Source organism: Rheinheimera sp. 4Y26 (assembly GCF_025245835.1).
GTDB lineage: Bacteria > Pseudomonadota > Gammaproteobacteria > Enterobacterales > Alteromonadaceae > Pararheinheimera.
This window is the reverse complement of sequence record NZ_JAOBWS010000005.1, coordinates 121,929-142,951: the sequence shown is the minus strand read 5'-3', so window position 1 is coordinate 142,951 and position 21,023 is coordinate 121,929. Positions and strand designations below refer to the sequence as shown.

Below are 21,023 nucleotides of genomic sequence, written 5' to 3'. Positions count from 1 at the left end.
GCTGAATTCAGCTCCTTTTTTTATCGAAACAGGCCCATCAGACTTTAGCCCTGTCTAATTATGCGCTCGTGATGCCCTAGCCTGTCGGGCTCTTTTTAATCACAGCTTTTTTGTCCTGTTGATATCCGCGCCAACACAAAATCTGCAGAAACAACACCGCAGTCAAATTTGACCACATAAAAACCCAGGCCGCGCTGACAGAATCCAGCTCGTTATTCAGCCATAAATAAGCCAGCGAACTTAACAACGCCACCAGGGTGACATTGGCTGCCCGCCAGTCGCTGCGCCCTGTTGCGGTGATCCAGACTTCAAAATAGGTTTTCACCAGCGTTAGCCACAGCGTGATCACCACCAGTAAAGTCACCAAATCAGTATCAGGCGTCAACCGCTCATTCAAAAGCCAGGGATATAACCAGGGATATAACAACATTAACAATAGATAAGGCACAGACAACAGCGGCAAGCTTAACAGCAAAATACGTTTAAATAACGCTACTTTGTCCTGCAATACGGCTTTGGCACTTAATTTCGACAACAACACCTGCGAAAACACCACCGGCAATAAAGTCACCGGCATAAACAAAATAAAAGCTTTACGGAATTGGCCGAGCGCCGTTAGGGTACTGAACATCGCCAAAAAAATAAAAGGGATATTGGTCAGGTAAATAGCAAAAACGTCATGCCAGGCATAACTGAATCTGTCGCGCCAGGTTTTGCCCTGCCACAATGCCTGCCATAATTGCGCCGGTACCAAAGCCGCCTCGCGTAACTGCGGCTTGATCACCCTAAGCCCAACCCACAGCGGCGCCAGACTCAGAAGCAGGATCCAGCCAAGTACTGTGGCCGTGTTATCAATGGCTTCAAACCAGACAAAAGCCACCAGCACCAGCATCAGGCTGGCGCCAAGTAACTGGCTTTTCACTTCAATGGCAAACTGCTGCGCCCCTTTGAGGTAACTGAAAATAGCCTGATTCAGCGCCCACACCAGCCCTATCGCCAGACTTAACAGATAAAGGCTGTAAGGCAGTGGATCAGACGCCAGCAGGCTGTAACCAAAAAAGCCTGCACAAAGCAGTATAAACACCAGCAAACTGATAGTTAAACTGCTGATTAAGGTATTGATATTGCGCTCTTTTGCCGCATTATGAATCAAATAAAAATTCACGCCAAAGGCAATGGTCGGGAAAAACAGATTGGCCAGCATATAAACAAAACTAAATAAGCCAAATTCTGTTTCCAGTAAATGCCGCGCCAGCGCCAGATTTAATAACCAGCGCGAGCCAAAATTTAGCCCTTGCGCCACACTGTTACTCATCATTTTGCGGGCAAAATCACTGCGGATCATGACTGTGGCTCCTGGCTATTTTGGCTATATAACCAGACAGCGCCGTTTAGCATGCCCCATGGGATCCAAAGCATGCCGGATGTCAGCACATGGCCGGCCATAGTGGCCACCAGCAACAACACCAGGTTCAGCACAAAAATGCCGGCCACCGCAGTACGCGGCGCCAACAGATAAACATGCCAGCTTTGTTTTAAAATAAGCGCAAACCACAGCAGAAAATAACTAAGCCCCGCTATGCCAAACCACATCAGCAAATCCACAGGGTCAATTTCAGCCAGGGCTTTGCTGCTGTAAATTTCAAGGCCGGTGTTGCCAATGCCGGCCAGCCGGTGCCAGTCGGTAAAATACCAGCTGCTGATGAGCCAGTTATCAATTGCATACTGGTCGCGCGATGACAACAACACCCCTAGTAGCCCCTGCTGCTGATAAACCAACTGCAGCTTTTGCCCGACGCTGCTATCGAGCAGCACCGGCCATTGCCACCACAACAGCAGCACAGCCATCACCAGCAGCACAGGTAGAACCAGCAACTGCCGGCGATACTTCAGCCAGCTGTCTTTTTCCTGCAATAATGGGATCAGGAAGGCCAACAGCAGCACGCCGGCCATGCCGGTTTTGGTCAGCATGGAGCTGGCGGCAAATAAACTCAGGCCAAGTACCAGCACAAACTTCAGTTTGGCAACAGGCCAATAACAGGCCAGTAAATAACCGCTCAGCACCAGCAATAAAGCCGACAGCTCATTGGTGGCTTTAAAATATCCTTTGGTACCCAGATTTAGATCCGGCAGATAATCATTGGGTAAATAAGCACTAAAACCAAAACCCAGGCGGCCGAGCAGCATATTCGCCACCAGAATGGCAAAACTAAATAAAAAGATTTGATGTAAAGCCTGCCGCGCCAGCACCGGCCAGCGTTTGGCAAAATGGAAAAAGTACAAAGCGGCCAGTAAAGGCGATAACAGTTTTAACACCATGCCGGCATCATAAGAAAATCCACTGTTGTTACCGGTTTGCAGCAAAGTGTAAAAAGGCCCGGCCAATAACAACAACACCATGGCCAGCAGCAATAACAAGCCACGCACCTGGTCCCGCAACAAAGCACAAAACAGTAACAGCAATAACGCAGATTTATATAACGCCGAAAGTGGCACACTCTGACCACTCAGACTCAGCACCACACCATTGGCGGCATCAATCAGCAGATACCACTTGGCCAGCAGAATGATCAAAAGATCCAGCAAAGGTAATTTAACTGCAGTTTGTCCGTTCATCGGCGGCTAAACACCAAAGCCAGCAAGGTTGCGCCAAGGGCTGACAACAGCGCGCCAACCACAGCAATAAAGGGCAAGGGTTTGTGTCCGGGCTCTTTTGCGGTAACAGGCTGTACTGCATGCAGCACCATCTGACGGCCATGCTGCAATACATTCAGCTCTGCCTGTATTTTATCGAGCTGCACACTCAGTTCTGAGCGCTCTCCCACTGTGGTCGCTTTGTCCAGCGCCTGCTGCAAATCGGCCTGACGCGCCTGATACTGGCTTATTGCCTGAGCTTTGTACTCGGCTTCAGCAGTTTTTATCATGGCGCTGAGCAACAGCGCTGCTTCGCTGGACTTTGGCGCGCGCCATTTTACCGTCAGCTGATTGCCCCGTCTTTTATGATCATATGAAAATTTTGAGCGCCAGGTTGCGGTCAGCTGCTGTTGTTTGCTGGTATCACCACCGGCACATAAGGCGCTTTGTGCCTGACACAAAGCGGCATCTTGCCACAGCTGCTGCCAGACCTGCGGATGATCCAGCAATAGAGTAAAACGCGCCATTTCATCGACTTCCAGCGCGCCTAACATCAGAGACGTTTGCGCCGGTAACTTGTCGTAGACCGCAGCCAGCTGCGCCACTTTGTGCTGAGCCAGGGTATACACTGCCCGCGCTTCGGCATATTTCGGCGCTGTTTTGCTGTACAGCACAGCAGCAAGAGCACCAGCGGCGGCAGCTACCAGGATCCATAACTTAAAACGCTGTAATACCAGCAGCATCTGATTGGCCAGATCCTGTTCCTGACTGAATAATGATGAATTCATTTGTGCCCAAACAGCCCTTTAATGCCTTTATTTAAAATTTGTTTACGCAATCTGATAGCCCAGGCCAGCCGGTGCTTCAGGTAATAACGCACTTTGCTTTCCACCAGACCATAACGACATGACGACAATAATTCACCAAGTGACATCGGCAGGTTTTGCATGGTTCGCCGGTAAAAAGCCTGATTATGCAGATTACGCTCATTCATCAAACCGCGGTGTTTTTCGACAAACTGCGCCTGCGCATTCAGCCGTTTTGGCGAAGTGGTAATACGTCCCAGCTCATGCCCCACATGCACAACATAGCTGGCATCGGACAAACGTAATGCCGGACCATAAGCCGCCACCATCCGCAGCCACATATCATAATCCTGAAACGCCGCCAGCTGTTCGTCAAAACCGCCCTGCGCCAGCATGCGGCTTTTGCGTACCAGTGCCTGATTCGACAAACAATGGGCATCCAGCAGCTCGGGTAAACGGACAATTTTTTGTTCAGGATACAATTGCTTACGCACTGAACCATAGTCCCAGAAATAACTGGTGCAGATGCAGGAGTATTGATCGTCATAATTTGCCATCATGTCAGACAGCCGGTGGGGTAAAAACTCGTCATCATCATCAATACCGGTGACAAAATCACCGGCCGCCGCTTTAATCGCCAGGTTTCGGGCGGCACAGGCGCCCTGACCTTTTTCCTGCCGGAACAAGCGGATCCGGCTGTTTTCGCCATAAAGACGGTTCAGCACTTCCCAGGTGTCGTCACTGGAACAGTCGTCAACAATCAATAATTCAAAATTCGGATAATCCTGTGCCAGCACTGAGGCAACTGCACGTTGCATCATCTGACTGCGGTTAAAGGTGGGCATGTACACACTGATCAGAGGGTAAGTGTCGCGCCCGGCAATTTGATGTTCGGCCAAAATTTCAGTCTCTTGTCATATTATTTTTACTGAGTACAGTCGATATCGCATCTGTGTTGCTGTTACAGCTTGCCGCGCAGATACAACCAGAGGTATTCCACCAGATTCCACTGGCGTTTAATTCTTGATGGTTGTGACAACAAACGGTAAGCCCACTCCAGATTGAGTTTGCACCAAAGCTCAGGCGCCCGTTTAACGTTGCCGGTAAATACATCATAAGTACCACCTACCCCCATAAAATAAGCGTCCGGCAGCTGTTTTTTTGCTTTTTCAATAAACAATTCTTGTTTGGGCGAGCCCATGGCAACTGTGATCACTTTGGCGCCACTTTGCACCAGCTGCGAGATCAGCGCATCTTCATCTTTAAAATAACCATCCTGGGCGCCAACCACGGGCACGCCCAGCGCTTCCAGCTTGCTTTTGGTCGTCTGCAGCACTTCAGGTTTGGCTCCAATTAAAAACACCGGTACCTTTTTTTCAGCGGCTCTGTGCATCAGGGCTTCCCAGGTTTCACAGCCAGGCACCCGCTCTACCGGTTTTTGCAGTTTTTTCTGCATCACCTTCACCACGCCCATGCCGTCGGCATAACGTAATTCGGCATTGTTCAGAATTTGCATTAATGCCGGATCTTGTTGTGCTTTCATCACTTTTTCCGGATTAATGGCAATAGCGGCACCGGCAAACACAGAGCCATCATCCCGGATAATAAAATTGACCAGCTGCGCCATACTGGCAAAAGCCATTACCTTGATACCGCCGACTGACACCTGATCTGGTTGAAACGCCATATATGAAGAACCTTGCCTGTTAAATTCGTTAAATCTTTGATTGTGAAGCGACAAAATCGCCTTACAGCATAGCTCAGCCCGGGGCTGGTTATAAACGCTGATAAAGCTGTATCAGCCTATCCGCCACTTTATCCACCAGATAAGGTTCGGCCATTTCTCGTCCGACCAGCTGTAATTGGCGGTACTCTGCGTCCGGCAAACTTAATAACTGCTGAATTGTTTGTACCAGCCTATCCAGCAGTTGTGACTCATCTTGTTGCGACAGACAAAAACCATTTTGTCCTTGCTTAATTTGCGCCAGCGAGCCGTCGGTTTCAGTGGCAATCACCGGGGTATAACAAGCCATAGCTTCAGTCATCACCAAACCAAAAGACTCATTGCGCGACAAGCTGATAAAACACTTACTGTTTTCAAAAAATTGTTTGAGCAACACCGGACTGGCAGGGTCACACAAGGTTAAATTCGGATATTGCGCTGCGGCCTGTGCCAGCTTTTCCCGATAAGGCCCATGGCCAATCACCGTCAACTGATACTGACTGAGTTTGGGCAATATCGCCAGCAGTCTGTCCATGCCTTTATTCAAATCCAGGCTGCCAACATACAGAATATCAATCGGCTTTTCAGTGCGCTCTTTTAATTCTGTTTGTGCAAACGCCGGATGAATACCAGCCGGCAACACTTCTGCAGCAGCAGGCTTTGCAAAAAACTTCTGCTGTAGCTTTTCGCTGGTAAAAATAAAGTGCTGCACCTGCCTCGCTGCGTATTTATACAATTTTGGCTCTGGCTTATATAAATAAATGTCACTGCCATGAAAAGTCACCACAATTTTAACTTTGCGGTTTCGAAGCCAGCGGTACGTTAGCGCCAGCCAGATGGTCGGGTAAAAATAATGCACGTGAATAATGTCGTAACGGGTACGGCTCAACACAAAGTTCCAGACAAACTGCAGCCACAGTACCGGATATTTCAGCAATTTATTCAGCAAACTATTGTTGTGCCAGCGCATATAACAATATGCAGGCGCAATAGATGACAGTGCATCCACCTGATTTTTGACAAATTGCCCCTGAAAAGGTGCTGAGGCTTTAGGTCCCATATTGGTGACTATCAATACTTTTTTTGCTTTGTGCTGACTCACGACACATCCTGTTTTGGCCAAAGTGGCCGGATCATACTTTGGAACTTCATAGCGCAACAACCAGCCAGCAGAAAAATAAGCGCTGAATTGCCCAGGTTGCGCCCTGTAACATGCAGTGTTTTTGCCGCTGGGGACAGACTGCACAACAAATCAGCAGGAATAACAGCTTTCTGTGCGGGCGGATAGTAACTGACCATAACATCACCTATAATCGCCTTTGTTTTATAACAATAATTAGCTTGATTGATTTAGCGGATCCTTTATGCGCGAACACTTTGTGTTGTTTTCCACCACTTTTGTCCTGACCTTAATTGCTATTTTTATCCTTATCCCTGTGGCCAATAAAATCGGCCTGGTAGATAAGCCCCATGGCCGCAAACAACATGTTGGCGCCATTCCATTAATTGGCGGTATTTCCATTTTTACCGGTGTTGCTGCCACTCTGGCCATTTTTGGCTTACCGCAGGACAGCCACTGGTATTATCTGCTGTGTGGCGGCAGCATAGTGCTGCTGGGTGTATTTGATGATTTCCTCGATTTAAGTGTGAAGCTACGCCTGTGCGCCCAGCTATTGATTGGCGCAGTAATGGTGTATGGCCTGGGTTTATACCTTGAAGATCTGGGCAACTTATTTGGCCTGGGCTCTGTAACCTTAGGTTATGTTGGTATTCCGCTGACACTGATCGCCGTCATTGCCGCTATTAACGCTTTTAATATGATTGACGGCATCGACGGTCTGGCGGGTATGCTGAGCGGTGTCAGTTTTGTGTCTTTAACCCTGATGATGGGAATCGGCGGCCAGCTCGAGCATGCCGTGCTGCCGATGGTGCTGGTGTTTGCACTGATCCCATATTTGCTGTTTAACCTGGATTTAATCGGCAAAGGCAAAGGTAAAATTTTTATGGGGGATGCCGGCAGTATGCTGATAGGCTTGTCAGTGATTTGGCTGCTGATAATCGGCAGCCAGAGCGACAGCGCCAGCTTCCGCCCTGTTACCGCACTTTGGGTTATTGCTGTGCCTTTGATGGATATGGTGGCTATTATGATTCGCCGCATCCGTAAAGGTCAGTCACCTTTTATGGCCGACCGCGAACACTTACACCATATCTTCCTGCGTCTTGGCTTAACCTCGCGTCAGGCACTGGTGATTATTACCAGTTTATCCTGCATGCTCGCCACCATTGGTATTGTCGGTGAATATCTGATGGTGCCTGATCTGGTGATGCTGGTGTTGTTTTTGCTGATATTCAGTCTTTATTCACTGTCTTTGCAATATATCTGGCGTATTACCCGTTTTATCAAACGTTATAAAGCAAAACAACGTGCTAAAAACAATCCGTAAACTGCTGGAAGCACGCGCCATCATTATGCTGATGGAGCGTTTTTTCCGTTTGGGCGCAGGCGCCATTGTCACCTTTATGGTGGCGCGCATGCTGGGCGACGAAGCGCTCGGCGTGTACGGTGTTGTGATGGTCTGGGCGGCATTTTTAACGCCGCTCAGCAGCATGGGCCTGAACAATCTGGTGCAGAAAATGGCCAGCAGTCAGACCGACCCGCAGCAAAGCAGAACCATCTTACAAAGCGCGCTGTGGCTTCGGCTTAGTGCCGGTTTGTTTTTTGCCCTGCTGATGATTTTGGGTTTTGCTGTTTTTTACCCGCATTATTTTGCCATCGGCCCTGTTGCCATCAGTACTCTTTTTATTCTGCAAAGTTTCAGCGCCATGATGCTATGCGAATACGACCAAAACTACCGCGGTCATTTTCGCGCAGTAGCGCTGTCAAAAATTGTCGTGTCGATGCTGACGCTGACAGCCCGGGTGGTGGCGCTGATTTATGGTGCAAATGTCGATATGCTGCTGTTGGTGGTAGGCATTGAATTTTTCCTGACCGGCGCTTTGCAATACTATTGGCAGCGCCGTTACGCACCGGACGAGCCAGGCCTTAGCTTTAAGTACTTCAGCTGGCAAAGCAGCAAAGAATTATTAAAACGCTCAAGCTGGCTCTGGTTATCCGGTGTGGTGTCGGTGATTTATCTGAAAATCGACACCATTATGATTGAACAGATGATTGGCGTTGCGGCCACAGGGCAATACACAGCGGTGGCGCGGTTATCCGAGCTTTGGTATGTCATTCCTGTCACTTTGGCAGCGCGTTATTACCCGGATTTACTCAAAGCCTATAACAACAACTGGGATAGTTACCTTTGCATTTTGAAAAAACGCAGTGTGCAGTTTTTTCTGATGGCCTTTGGCATTGCCATCTTTATGACTTTGGGCGCGAAGTGGATTATGTGGCTGGCTTATGGCGAAAAATTTGTGCCTTCTGCCACTGTACTGCAAATTCATGTCTGGGCCGGCTGTTTTATTTTTGTGCGGGCGCTGATCAGCCAACATTTAATTATTACCGGTAATGAACCCTTAAGTTTATTAAGTCATGGTGTCGGCGCTATTTTAAATGTGCTGCTAAATCTTTGGCTAATACCCATTTATGGCATTGAAGGCGCGGCCTGGGCCACGTTAATCTCTTATGCTTATGCGTCATTTTTCTTTTTATTCTGCTCAGGCAAAACCAGGGCGCATTTTTGGCAATTGTTAAAAGTAAAAGCGGTGGCACCACAACCACCGGCCAAACCGGAGTCTTAGTTGTGATTAAAAAACTGCTGCGAGCCACCTACGCCAGGCTGGATTTATGGTTGTTGCCTTATGCCGCCAAAAGCCGCAAATTTGCCGGCATTTATTATGCGTTTTTTAACCCGCATTTTCGCCGTGAAATGCATGCAACAGCATCTGGCCGTCAGCATTACCGGCTGCATGAAGAAAGCTCGACTATTGCCAGTGTCATTATCCGCCGGAATATCCACCGGCTGGAAAAAGGCCTGTCGATGGTGCCGCGTAAACCGTTGTTTGCGCTTGATTATATTGACGAAACCTTAAAAGCTTTTGACAATATGCTGCAAGAGCCCGCCCATCAGCTGGATTTAACTTTACTCAATTACGCCCATGATGTGCTGGAGAGTTATTTTGCCGTGACCACCTGGCCTGAAGGGGCCACTCAGCCTGGTATTTTTGCTGAGCAAGCAGGCAAAATCCGGCCACTTTTAAACAAAACACAGCAGCAGGCCGCTGCAGCGCCAGCGCCTTACCAGCAAAGGCCCAGAGCCGACATTAGTTATGATGAATTTTATAAACTCTGTCAGCAGCGCTGCTCGGTGCGCACCTTTTTGCCTAAACCAGTAGAGCCCGAAATACTGCAGCGTGCCGTTGCCGCTGCAGCCCAGGCGCCCAGTGCCTGTAACCGCCAGCCATTTCGCTATGTTGCCGCCACCCAGGGCGAAACTCTGCGTAAACTGGCCAGTTTGCCAATGGGCACTGTAGGTTATGCTGAAGGACTCCCTGCAGTACTGGCCGTCGTCGGTGATTTAAGTGCTTACCCTTTTGAGCGTGACCGCCACGTGATTTATATCGATGCCAGCCTTGCCAATATGCAGCTGATGCTGGCGCTGGAAACTATGGGATTGGCGTCCTGCTCTATTAACTGGCCTGATATTGAAAATTACGAAATTAAAATAGCGAAGCTTTTGAAACTTCAGCCTTTTGAACGCGTGGTGATGCTGATTGCTGTCGGATACCCTGAGCCAACAGCCTTGATCCCACATTCCGAGAAAAAAACCGCAGCCGGATTACTGAGTTATGTCTAAGCAACACACATTAAAAGTAGAAATTAAAGGGGTGCAGTTTCGCAACAAAGGCGCTTATCTGATGTTGCTGGGCTGTTTAAAAGGTTTAGAGCAATTAGGCCGGCCTTTTGAACTGGTGTTATCGCCAGGCCCGAATTTACCCTACCGCGAGCGCGCCATGCTCGGTGCCTGGCAAAAATTGTCGTTGCGCCGTAAAGGTCTGGACTTCACCCCCTGGTTTGGCAAATTGCCCAACTTTATGCTGAACACCCTGCGCCGGTACGGCATAGTGACAGAAAGCGAAGTGGATGTGATTTTAGAAGCCTCAGGTTTTGCTTATGGCGACCAGTGGCCTTTATTGTTTTTGCAAAATACCGCCCGTGAAGTAAAACGTTTTGGCGAAGCGGGCAAAGCTTTTATCTTTATGCCACAAGCCTTTGGCCCATTTAAGTCGGCAGAAAGCAAAGCAGCGATGCGCGATATTATCAACCACGCCAAACTGATTTTTGTGCGCGACCCGGTGTCGTTAGGCCACTTGCAGTCCTGTATGGCGGAGCTGCCTTCGCACGTGATTTTAACACCGGATTTTACCGTGGGTTTAAAAGGTGAAAGCCGCACTGCCCTGCCAGAATTTGACGGCCCTTTTGCTGCCCTTATTCCCAACAATAAAGTGATTTCCAAATTTAACCACGCCAATGCTGAAGCTGAGCGCACCCGTTATGTGGAGGCTTTTGCCGCAGCAGGTAATCAACTAACCGAGCTTGGCCTGGAAGTGGTGCTGGTCAATCATGAAGGCAAAGAAGACGCCGCACTTTGTGCCGAAATTGCCAAACTGACGCCTTGCCAGATCATCACCATTGAAGATCCTCTGGCAGTGAAAGCCCTGATTGGCAAAGCCGAACTTTGTGTCAGCTCCCGCTTTCACGGCGCTATTAATGCACTAAGCCAGAATGTGCCTTGTATTGCCACCAGCTGGAGTCACAAATATCACGCCATGATGGATGACTTTGGTATGGCCGATTATTGTATTGAAGAGTTATCGGCATTGACGCTCACGCAAAAAATCACCCGGCTGCTGGCCGAAAAAAATAATATTCAGCCGGTTCTTGCCGAGAGATCAGCGGCATTAAAAGCCAAAAACCAGCTGATGTGGCAAAAACTACACGACACACTGCGTTAATCACAGCAGGCGTATCGCCGGCTTATTGCAGCTGCATCGCCGGTGTACCATTTATCCTTACCATAAAAAAACCGAAGCCTGGCTTCGGTTTTTTATGGTTATTGACCATCACAATATAAAAGATGGTTTCACGGCGCATTAAAAGGCAGCAGTGGCCCAATCAATCCAGCCTAATTGCCAGCTCAGTAAAATAAAACCACCAAAGGCAATACGATACCAGGCAAAAATTTCATAACTGTGGTTAGCCACAAACTTCACTAATGTGCGCACCGCCAGCAGTGCAGCCACAAAAGCAGTGACAAAACCCACGGCAAACATCGGAATATCGGCAGCCCCTAATAAATCGCGGTGTTTAAATAAATCGTAGAAGGTCGCGGCAAACATGGTTGGCACCGCCAGGAAAAATGAAAACTCGGCGGCAACTTTGCGGTCCAGACCAATAAACAAACCACCAATAATAGTGGCGCCAGAACGTGAAGTACCAGGCACCATAGACACCACCTGGGCACAACCGATTTTTAACGCGTCTTTCCAGCTGATGTCGTCTACATCCAGCACCCGAACCTGATGCTGACGGCGCTCGGCCCACAGAATAATCAAACCACCCAGCACCAGCATCACCGCCACTGTAATAGGGTTAAATAAATACAGTTTGATGGTTTTAATAAACAACAAACCGATAATGGCGGCCGGTAAAAAAGCAATCAACAAATTCAGGATAAACTTTTGCGCTTTGCTGTCGGAAAACATGCCGGTAGCCACACCGACAAAACGCTGTCGGTATTCAAAGACGATGGCCAAAATAGCCCCAAACTGAATGGCAATTTCAAACACCCGGCCATCATTGTGAAAACCAATTAAATCGGCTACCACAATCAAATGCCCGGTACTGGACACAGGTAAAAACTCGGTCAGACCTTCAACAATACCCAGAATAAAAGCCTGAAATAACAACCACCAATCCATGTTCACTCCAACAACAAACCAAGACGGCGGTTATTATCGGGGCTTTTGGACAACAAGCAAGGGAAATGTCGTATCTGTTGCTGTTGGCAACACGCCTTCAGAAAAGATGTAGTAAAGCCAAAAATAATGCCGGTTGCATCAGCAACCGGCATCAAAGGCAAAGCCATTATTTTGATATGAGCTGTGAGCGCAGGTTTTACAGCTGATTTAGAGCATTAAACCCGATTTAAACCAAAAGGATCGTCAATGCTATAAGCAGGCTCTGTAAACCAGCGCGGGCCCTGCTCTGTCATGTAGAAGTGATCTTCCAGACGAATACCAAACTCCCCCGGCACACAAATCATCGGCTCATTGCTAAAACACATGCCAGGCAATAATGGCTGTTTGTTGCCACGTACCAGATAAGGCCATTCGTGAATATCCAAACCAATGCCATGACCAGTGCGGTGTGGCAAACCAGGCAGCTGATAATCCGGGCCAAGACCGGCCGCTGTTAATACAGCTCTTGCCGCATCATCGACAGCACCACAAGCAGTACCTAACTGCGCTTTGGCAAAAGCGGCGGCTTGTGCCTGCTTTTCCAGCTGCCAGAAATGGCGCTGACGCTCGTTGGGCTCGCCAAATACATAGGTGCGGGTAATATCGGAGATATATTCATGCAGCTTACAGCCGGTATCGATCAGCACCACATCACCTTTCTTCAGCTGTTGTGGCTCTTTCACACCATGCGGAAAACTCGAGGCCACACCAAACAGCACTATGACAAAATAAGAGCCACTGGCGCCGACTTTTTGATGCGCCTGTGCAATAAAAGCTTCCACCTCGCGGGTGTCGATGCCTTCATACAACATACTGGCGGTGGCCTGGTGTACGGCAAGTGTCATCTCCATCGCGCGTTGCATCAGCGCAAGTTCAGCCGCTGATTTTTGCTGACGACAGGCAGCCGTAATACAGCTGGCATTGATAAACTGCTGCGTTGGCGCCTGTTGTTTTAAGCCATCGGCAATAAAAAATGCGGTGTTTTCATCCAGACCCACTTTGTCGGTGTCGCTAATACCAAGCTTGCGCAACACACTGATAAATAATGCATAAGGGCTTTCATCTTCCTGCCAGCCATGTAACTGCCCTTCAATCAGCCAATAGTCTTTTAAGGTGCCAAGCTCAAACACCGGCGCCAGATAATGCAGCTCACCTGTAGCGGTGAGCAACGCACCCACCAGCCGCTCGCTAGCGTACCAGGCGGTGCCGGTAAAATACTTTAAGCTGGTACCGGCATTTAAATAAATGGCGGCAATACCCTGTTGCTGCATCAGGCTGCAGGCTTTTTGAATACGTGCCTGATGCTCTTTAATGCCGATAGGCTGCACACCCGCTGTCATATCCGACAAAGTGGCCAGCGCCTCTGCTGCCGTTTTTCCGCCTACACCTAATGTCATCTGTAGCTCCTTGTGTTGCTTATTAGGCTTTAACCTGTTTGGCTATTTGTTGTTCAGCAATGTACTGCCAGTGATTGATGCAGAGAGTATCCCGCGCAATTACCATGAAATAAAATGATATGATTTCAGACAATGATGAATTACATTCATATCAATCTGACTCACCACAGGGTTTTTATGGCAAATCACACACTAGATCCGGCCGACGCAACACAGCCGCCAAAGCCCGCGCCAGAGAAAACCGCTTCAGGCCAAAGCGATCAGGGGCACAGCACGCTTAACCAAAGTGTTCTTAGCCAAAGCACTCTTAGCCAAAGTGCTATTAGCCATAGCGCTGTGCAACTGCCACCACTCAAAGCGCTGCAGGCTTTTGAAGCCACGGCAAGGCTGTGCAGTTTCAGCCGTGCCGCCGACGAGCTTTGTGTCAGCCAAAGTGCTGTCAGCCATCAAATCCGCGCTCTGGAAGATTTTATCGGTATGCCTTTGTTGTTGCGTCAGCATAAACCCATAGCGCTGACTGAAGCAGGCGCCACCTTATATTCGGTGGTCGGCGATTGTTTTTTCCGCCTGCAGTCGGTCACCCATCATTTGCGTAAAACCAACCACAGAGTGTTAAAAATTGTGGCGCAAACCTCTATTGCGGTGGAATGGCTGGCGCCCAGACTGCCACTTTTTACTGAGCAACATCCACATATTCAGACTTTATTGCATATGGAGTCGAGCGCCAGCAGCCTGGATGCGGCCGCTTTTGATGTGGTGATAGGCACCTGGCCCACGCCTGCGGGTTTTGTCAGCCAGCGGATCCGCACCGAATGGTGGTTTCCGGTTTGTGCCCCAGCACAATATCAGCTGTTGGACTTAACCAACCCGGCATCGGTTTTTGCCTATCCGCTGTATAGCTCAGAGCAAGGTGAAGACTGGCAGTTATGGCGCCAGCAAATGCAGCTGCGCGAGCCGGCCAAAGTGGAAATGTCGCAGGTGAGCCTGGCATTACTTGCCACCAAAGCAGTCAGCTGCGGCCGTGGATTGGCGCTGAGTAACAGTTTTATTGCCGGCGACGCCATCCGTCAGGGCCAACTGAAAGCACTGACACCCTGGCGTTATCAGCTCCCCTGGGGCCAGTATCAGCTGCATTACCGTCAGGACTCACTGAGCCGTCAGGAAATTGCCGTGTTTAATCAGTGGCTGCTGGCCCAGGCCGCAGCGTCGCTGCTGGTGGAATTACAAACACCAGGCTAAGCCATGTTTTTTATCCGGCGCTGTTTTTGATTGGCTTTGGGCCTGGTTATAAACGCAAACCCCCACTGCGTTCAGTGCGACTCTGGATAGCCTGCAACAGCACAGCCTCAGACGGACAGATTAAACTAAACTGACTGACCGCCCGGGTGATGCCGGTATACACCAGCTCCCGGTTTAAAATGGCACTTTGGTTATCAGGTAACACCAGCACGGCATGACGAAATTCCGAGCCCTGCGATTTATGCACTGTCATGGCATAGACAGTTTCCAGTGCCGGTAACCGGCTTGGCATCAGCCAGCGCAGCGGCTCGCCATGACGCGCCGGCGCAAATACCACCCGTAGCCGCTGCTGTAACTGGCCATCAATATGTTCCAGCCGTGGCAGACAAATACCGACATCACCATTCATCAGCCCTGTGGCATAGTCGTTTTGCGTGATCATCACAGGCCGCCCCGGATACCAGCCGTCGGTGCGCTGAATTAGCCTTGCCTGATACAACAACTGACTGATACGCTGATTCAGCTGCTCTACACCATATTCGCCCTGACGCAGCGCACATAACAGCGCAAAACCGCTAAAAGCCTCAAGCACAGCTGCGCCCCACTGCTCGTAATTAGCTGCGACGGGTGCTTGCGCCGGATAAGCTGTGGCAGCAGCGGCCAAATCTGCAGCCGGCCCTTGTTGCACTAGTTTTAAATAACGGCTAAAACCACCGTCAACGGCTTTGCCGGATTCAGCGGCCGTCTGCCCGGTCAGCACCAGCGCCTGAAAACTTTGACTGACCGGGCTTTGTGCCAGCCAGCTTATTTCTGCAACTTCTGATCCTGCCCGCCCGCCTTGTTGTAGCAGCTGTAAAGCTGTGGCAGCGTCGCCGGCATTGACTGCGGCCGCTAATTGCCCTATTCCGCTGTCGGCACCAAACCTGTGGCTGGTTCTGAGCATCAGAATTTGTTGCTCCAGCTCACCAGGTGTATTTGTTTGCACCACCTCAGGCAACTGTTGGCCGCTCATCGCCGCCAGCCACTTTGCCGTTTGCGCACTGTACCCCCCCTTGCTGGCATCACGACACAGTTCGGCCAGAATAGCGCCAGCCTCGACCGACGCCAGCTGGTCTTTATCACCCAGTAAAATCAGCCGTGCCGCTGGCGGTAAAGCACTGAGCATGGCGGTAAACATCGCTACATCAACCATCGAGGCTTCATCCACCACCAGCACATCCAGCGGCAGGGGAAAACCGGCATGGTATTTAAAACCCTGCTGTTGCGGCTGCACCCCAAGCAAACGGTGCAGGGTTTCGGCATGGGCTGGCACTGCTTTTAATAACTCCGGCGTTAAACCAAGTTGGGGGGTGAGTTTGGTTAAAGCGCCGGTAATGGCCACACTGAGTCTGGCCGCTGCTTTACCTGTCGGCGCCGCCAGCCGGATCTGCAGATAAGCTTTGCCCTGTTGTTGCTGCAACTGTTGCAATAACAATAGCAGTTTTACCACTGTGGTGGTTTTGCCTGTGCCGGGGCCACCGGTGATCACACTAAAACTGCTGCCGGCGGCCATAGCACAACCCAGCATCTGCCAGTCCGGACTGTTTTGTGCTGTAGCTTGCGCCGGATTTGGCGCCACAGTGCCCGGAAAGAGCCAGCTTAATAACGGCTGTACCTCTGCGGTAATCAAGCTCTGACGAAGTTCTGTGGTGCGCTGAAAACTCTGCTGTAAATAAGCTTTGATCTGCTGCTCATACTGCCAGTAACGACGTAAATACAGCCGGTTACCTTCCAGCACATAAGGGCTGCTCTGCTGCTGTTGCTCGTTTTGGCCGATAGAGGCCACCACAGGCACGGCCTGGCGTAACTGTGTCAGCACTTCATCCAGCTGTTGCGGCAACAGCCACTGCTGCAACAGCGCCAGCGCTTTGCCGTGGCACTGCGCCGGACTTAACAGCAGCGCGGGTTGTTGCAGCACCTGCGACAGATCCAGACACAGATGGCCTTGCGCCAGCTGCGCACTGCCAAGCGCCAGCCAGCGCCAGACATTATCAGGGAGCGGCCCCGGTGTTTTTTGTTTTAACGTCTGTGCTTTTTGCTCTGACATTTGCACTTTAAACATCTGCGCTTTGAGCATTTGCGCTTTGAGCATCTGTACCAGGGACAAATCCAGCGGGCGGATAAGCCCCAGCTGTAACCAGAGTTGCAGCTCTGTCCACAGCGCCTTGTCATCTGACGCCTTGTGATCCGGCTTAACAAACTCCATGTGCGGCTCCTTCCACTGCGGTGTTACCGCTAAACAGCTTATCCAGCGCCAGGATCAGCGCAGGCGGTAATTCACAACATAACATGCCGGCATTGGCGCTCTGCCCATCGCCGCCACCCCGCACAAACCAATAATAAGCCTGCCCCAGATGCTGCTCTATGTGATAACCGGGCAAACGGCTGCCTAACAGCCGGTGCAGCGCCAGACCATACAGAGCGGCCTGTAAGTCGTACCTGTGATCAAGCATGATGTGGATCAACGCGCTTTCGTCATACTGGCCATCCGGCAGATAATTACTTTTATAATCAGCCACATGAAAACGGCCATCAGCACTAAAAGTTAAATCGATAAAACCTTTGAGCATGCCGTTCAGTTGCTGTGGCTGTAACGCAGGGCGCGCCAAAGCCGGCCACAGATATTGCTGCAGCAGCGCATCAATGTTTTTGGTTTGCACCAAACGGGCGCTGAGCCAGAATTCCAGCTCGCTTTGATACTGCGTCAGGCTGGCAAGGGACAACAAGGCATTGCCGCAGCGCCAGTTGGCAGTCAAGAGTCCGCTTAACCAGTTTGCAACTTCAGCCACCGCTTCTTCAGCGGATTGAAATTCCGGCTGCTCCAACGCATCTGTCACCAGTAAACGCCGCTGCCAGCGCAAACTTTGCTTATCCTGCCATAGCCAATGCAGCTTCTGGCTTTGTACTATCAGCTGCGCCGTCAACAGCTCAGGAGCAGCTGCCACAGTGGCAAACCCCTCAAGCGCGGCCCATTCCAGCATATCGTGTAAAAAAGTACCGGCTGCAGCGCCTCGTAAAAACTGCTGGCTGATAAGCGGCATTGTTGCAGCTGAAGGCTGCTGCGCCTGCCCGTAAGATTCGTAAGCATAGATCCCGGCTTCTGCTGCCCCGTCTGCTTGCTCTTTGCTTAACTCGCGGTATAACTCGGAATTTTTGGCAAGCTCAGGCCCATCGGCGCTGGTATCAAACCTGGGGAATAAGCTGGCGCTCTGTTGTACTGCATTCGGGCCCGGCTGAGCATGTTCGTGATCATCAGCGCCAGCACCTGCACCGGCTGCAAGCGCACTATAACTGGCGGTCCACCAGGGCAGATAATTGCGTTTACTGACAGTGGCATAAGGCTGGGCTGGTATCGCCGGCTGCTCTGCCGCTGCTTGAAAATAATCTGCAGGCTCATCGGCAAAGGCACTCAGTGCAACGGCCGGATGTTGCCATTGGCTGAGCAGCCTGGTGAGCTCGCCGGGCGGCAACAGTGCACTGTCATCGAGTAAATACGCAATAGCCGAGCTGTCTTTGAGTGGCGCCAGCGCCAGCCAGCAATAATGCTGCGCCCTGGTCAGCGCAACATAAAGTTTGCGTAAATCTTCCCCCAGCCGTTCGCGTTCGGCTTTGGCAAAAATGGTGTCATCTTTTTGATAACAAAGCTGTAATTGGCCGGCATCGTCGTGGTAGCGATACGGCAAGTTGGCCGGATCTAACGGCCGAGCCGCTGCGATAAAAGGCAAAAACACCAGCGGGTATTCCAGCCCTTTGGACTTATGAATTGTCACGACCCGCACCAGCGCTTCGTCACTTTCCAGCCGCAGCTTCAGCGCATCGGCATCCAGCGCCAGCTCACCGGCCAGATGATCTTTAAAATAACGCAGCAGCGCCAGTTCACCCTCCAGACCACGACTGGCCTGTTGCAGCAGCTCGGCCAGATGTAATAAGTCGGTCAGCTGGCGCTCACCATCTTTTTTGCCTGCAAAACGGCTGACGAGATCAAAATCCTGCAGCAAACGCCGCACCAGAGGTAATACCCCCTGAGAGCGCCACAACTTTGAAAACTCTATAAATTTGTCCTGCCACAGCGCAAAAAACCATTCATCCTGCTGCAATCTGGCAAGTTCAGCGTAATTCCAGCCAAGGCTCTGGGCACCAAGCGCCGAGCGCAGTTTCAGCTCATGGCCAGGATCGCTGCAGGCCTCCAGCCACAACAATAAATCATGCGCAATAGCCGTTTGAAACACCGAACCTTTGTCCGACAAATACACACTGCGAATGCCACTTTCTAATAAAGCGCCGCGGATTTCATCCGCTTCCTGCTGATTATTCACCAGCACTGCGATATCGGCGGGTTGCAGTGGCCTGATGTTTTGGCTGAGCTTTTGTTTGAATTCCTGGCTGAGCTCCTGCTTTAGCTCATCCTTGCCGGGCATAACAAAACCGGCCTGCGCTGTTGCCCCGGCATTTAATAACCGGCAAATCTGATTGGCACAGGCGCGCGCCATTTGCGCCAAATAACTGCTTTTACTGAGCGCTTTGTCGCTCTCGTCCAGATAACAGACCTGCAGCGCCGGCATCTGCTTTTGTGCACAATAAAAAATTTCCTTGCGACCTGCCGCCTGCACCGGGCTAAAGGCCACCAGATTTTGTCTGGGTCTGAATAAAAAGGCGCCATCGCCCGTTTCACGCTGCTCCGGCTGCAAAAACAGCTGATTGACCACCTGTACCATGGCGCTGGTGGAACGAAAATTGGTGTCCAGCGAATAATGCCTTGGCGCTGTGGCTTGTTTGGCCTGCAAATAGGTAAAAATATCGGCACCACGAAAGGCGTAAATGGCCTGCTTGGGGTCGCCAATCAATAACAAAGCACTGTCCTGCCGGTTGTGCTCCGGCTGATAAATCTGGCGGAAGATGCGGTATTGCACCGGATCTGTGTCCTGAAATTCATCAATCAGCGCCAGCGGAAACTGCGCCCGCACCCGCGCTGCCAATTGTTCGCCCTTGCTGCCCTCAAGTGCATCAGCAAAACGGCTTAATAAATCGTCAAAACCAAATTCGCCCTGCTGTAGCTGGGCTTTGGCAAAACGCTGCCGGCACCAGCACAGGGCGTGCTGGCGCAGCCCTTCCTGACAGTCGGCAATCCGGGCAAGTTCAACCTGAAGTTTGGCAATAGCGTCAAAAGCCGGATGTTGTAACGCCTCGCCTTTACTGGCCTGGGCGATGCCGTCCGGGCTTAATCTGTGCCAGGCACTGTCGCTGAGCTCAGGTTGAATGAGCTGCGGCTCTGTCGCCCAGCGCTCCAGCGCGCCCAGCCAGTTTTGCAGATAATCTTCACGCAGCTGACTGCCGTTAATGCGTTTCTCCTGCCGCGCTTTTGCAAATAACAGCCTAAGTTCCAAAAGCCAGGCCGGCCAGGGGGCTTTGAGGCGCGTCAGTGTTTCATGACGCTCTTTCTGTTCAGTTTTGATAAGCTGCGCCGGGTTTTGCCGGGCAGTCGCAGGCTCTGAGCTCAGCATCCCGGCATCCTGCCATACCTGCTGCAGCGCTTTTTGTAGCTGCTCAGGGGTGGCATAACATTGCTGGTAGCGGAAAAATTCGCTTTCATTTAAGGCATAAACAAAACTGCGCCAATAATCCTGCACCACTTCGGCCAAGAGCGCCGACTGATCACTGCTCAGACTTTCCTCAAAACTGCTACCGGAATCAAAAGCATGTTCTGCCAGCATACGCTGACACCAGCTGTGAATAGTCGACACCGCAGCTTCGTCCATCGACTGACTAGCAAGCTCCAGACGCATGGCACATTGTGGCCAGGCTTCTGCTGCAAAACTTTGCGCAAGCGCCGTTAATATGGCATCAGCCTCTGTGACTTCACCACGAAAATAACGGGCAGCATGTGCCAGCCGGGCGCGGATGCGGTCGGTCAGCTCTGCCGTGGCCGCTTCAGTAAAAGTCACCACCAGAATGTCATTTGGCAATAACGGCGGCAAAGCGCCAGTATCGGCACTATCAGCACTATCAGCATTTTGCCCATCCATGCCCGCTAAAGCCTGAACAGCGCCTTTATATTCACCGCCGCTATGGCCAAGCACAGCACGCAAGTACAAAGCTGCGATGGTAAAAGTTTTGCCGGTGCCGGCACTGGCTTCAATCAGCGCACTGCCACGCAGTGGTAAAGTGAATAAATTTAATTTCTGGCTAGCTGTCATTTGTTGATTAGCTGTCATTGGCACGGCC

15 protein-coding genes are annotated in these 21,023 nt (G+C 50.8%); 5 read left to right on the top strand and 10 right to left on the bottom strand.

Features of this window, described 5'->3' with window-relative positions; translation table 11 throughout:
- Window positions 1-76 precede the first annotated feature (76 nt).
- The 6 genes from N3Z11_RS08655 to N3Z11_RS08630 form a co-directional block, all read right to left on the bottom strand.
- Window positions 77-1,345, bottom strand: coding sequence for a lipopolysaccharide biosynthesis protein (locus N3Z11_RS08655; RefSeq protein WP_260656768.1), 1,269 nt, complete (start codon window positions 1,343-1,345; stop codon window positions 77-79).
- Window positions 1,342-2,616, bottom strand: coding sequence for an O-antigen ligase family protein (locus N3Z11_RS08650; RefSeq protein WP_260656767.1), 1,275 nt, complete (start codon window positions 2,614-2,616; stop codon window positions 1,342-1,344). The genes N3Z11_RS08655 and N3Z11_RS08650 overlap by 4 nt, the downstream gene beginning before the upstream one ends.
- On the bottom strand, window positions 2,613-3,422 hold the full coding sequence (locus N3Z11_RS08645; RefSeq protein WP_260656766.1) for a hypothetical protein: 810 nt from the start codon (window positions 3,420-3,422) through the stop codon (window positions 2,613-2,615). The genes N3Z11_RS08650 and N3Z11_RS08645 overlap by 4 nt, the downstream gene beginning before the upstream one ends.
- Complete coding sequence (locus N3Z11_RS08640) at window positions 3,419-4,339, bottom strand: glycosyltransferase (RefSeq protein ID WP_260656765.1); 921 nt, start codon at window positions 4,337-4,339, stop codon at window positions 3,419-3,421. The genes N3Z11_RS08645 and N3Z11_RS08640 overlap by 4 nt, the downstream gene beginning before the upstream one ends.
- Before the next feature lie 62 nt (window positions 4,340-4,401).
- Entirely contained in the window at window positions 4,402-5,127 is a 726-nt protein-coding gene (locus N3Z11_RS08635; RefSeq protein WP_260656764.1) for a WecB/TagA/CpsF family glycosyltransferase, read from the bottom strand.
- Between the two features lie 88 nt (window positions 5,128-5,215).
- Window positions 5,216-6,265, bottom strand: coding sequence for a glycosyltransferase family 4 protein (locus N3Z11_RS08630; protein WP_260656763.1), 1,050 nt, complete (start codon window positions 6,263-6,265; stop codon window positions 5,216-5,218).
- 262 nt (window positions 6,266-6,527) lie between these two features.
- Here N3Z11_RS08630 and wecA point away from each other — a divergent pair, with 262 nt between their 5' ends.
- The 4 genes from wecA to N3Z11_RS08610 are packed head-to-tail and all read left to right on the top strand — an operon-like array spanning window position 6,528 to window position 11,121.
- On the top strand, window positions 6,528-7,607 hold the full coding sequence (wecA, locus tag N3Z11_RS08625) for a UDP-N-acetylglucosamine--undecaprenyl-phosphate N-acetylglucosaminephosphotransferase (RefSeq protein WP_260656762.1): 1,080 nt from the start codon (window positions 6,528-6,530) through the stop codon (window positions 7,605-7,607).
- On the top strand, window positions 7,588-8,907 hold the full coding sequence (locus N3Z11_RS08620; protein WP_260656761.1) for a flippase: 1,320 nt from the start codon (window positions 7,588-7,590) through the stop codon (window positions 8,905-8,907). The genes wecA and N3Z11_RS08620 overlap by 20 nt, the downstream gene beginning before the upstream one ends.
- Before the next feature lie 2 nt (window positions 8,908-8,909).
- Entirely contained in the window at window positions 8,910-9,962 is a 1,053-nt protein-coding gene (locus N3Z11_RS08615; RefSeq protein ID WP_260656760.1) for a nitroreductase family protein, read from the top strand.
- Window positions 9,955-11,121, top strand: a complete 1,167-nt coding sequence (locus tag N3Z11_RS08610) for a polysaccharide pyruvyl transferase family protein (protein ID WP_260656759.1) — start codon at window positions 9,955-9,957, stop codon at window positions 11,119-11,121. Before N3Z11_RS08615 ends, N3Z11_RS08610 begins: the two co-directional genes overlap by 8 nt.
- A 138-nt stretch (window positions 11,122-11,259) precedes the next feature.
- Here the strand turns inward: N3Z11_RS08610 and N3Z11_RS08605 are convergent, their stop codons facing one another.
- Window positions 11,260-12,087: an undecaprenyl-diphosphate phosphatase gene (locus N3Z11_RS08605; protein WP_260656758.1), complete on the bottom strand. Its 828-nt coding sequence runs from the start codon at window positions 12,085-12,087 to the stop codon at window positions 11,260-11,262.
- A 215-nt stretch (window positions 12,088-12,302) separates the two neighbouring features.
- Complete coding sequence (locus N3Z11_RS08600; RefSeq protein WP_260656757.1) at window positions 12,303-13,523, bottom strand: M24 family metallopeptidase; 1,221 nt, start codon at window positions 13,521-13,523, stop codon at window positions 12,303-12,305.
- Window positions 13,524-13,700: 177 nt separating this feature from the next.
- Between N3Z11_RS08600 and N3Z11_RS08595 the strand changes: the two genes are divergently transcribed.
- Window positions 13,701-14,762: a LysR family transcriptional regulator gene (locus N3Z11_RS08595; RefSeq protein ID WP_260656756.1), complete on the top strand. Its 1,062-nt coding sequence runs from the start codon at window positions 13,701-13,703 to the stop codon at window positions 14,760-14,762.
- A 46-nt stretch (window positions 14,763-14,808) separates the two neighbouring features.
- Here N3Z11_RS08595 and recD read toward each other — a convergent pair whose 3' ends face one another.
- Together recD and recB are read right to left on the bottom strand one after the other, a co-directional pair.
- On the bottom strand, window positions 14,809-17,007 hold the full coding sequence (gene recD, locus N3Z11_RS08590; RefSeq protein WP_260656755.1) for an exodeoxyribonuclease V subunit alpha: 2,199 nt from the start codon (window positions 17,005-17,007) through the stop codon (window positions 14,809-14,811).
- Window positions 16,994-20,995, bottom strand: coding sequence for an exodeoxyribonuclease V subunit beta (gene recB / locus N3Z11_RS08585; RefSeq protein ID WP_409566862.1), 4,002 nt, complete (start codon window positions 20,993-20,995; stop codon window positions 16,994-16,996). Before recB ends, recD begins: the two co-directional genes overlap by 14 nt.
- Window positions 20,996-21,023 lie beyond the last annotated feature (28 nt).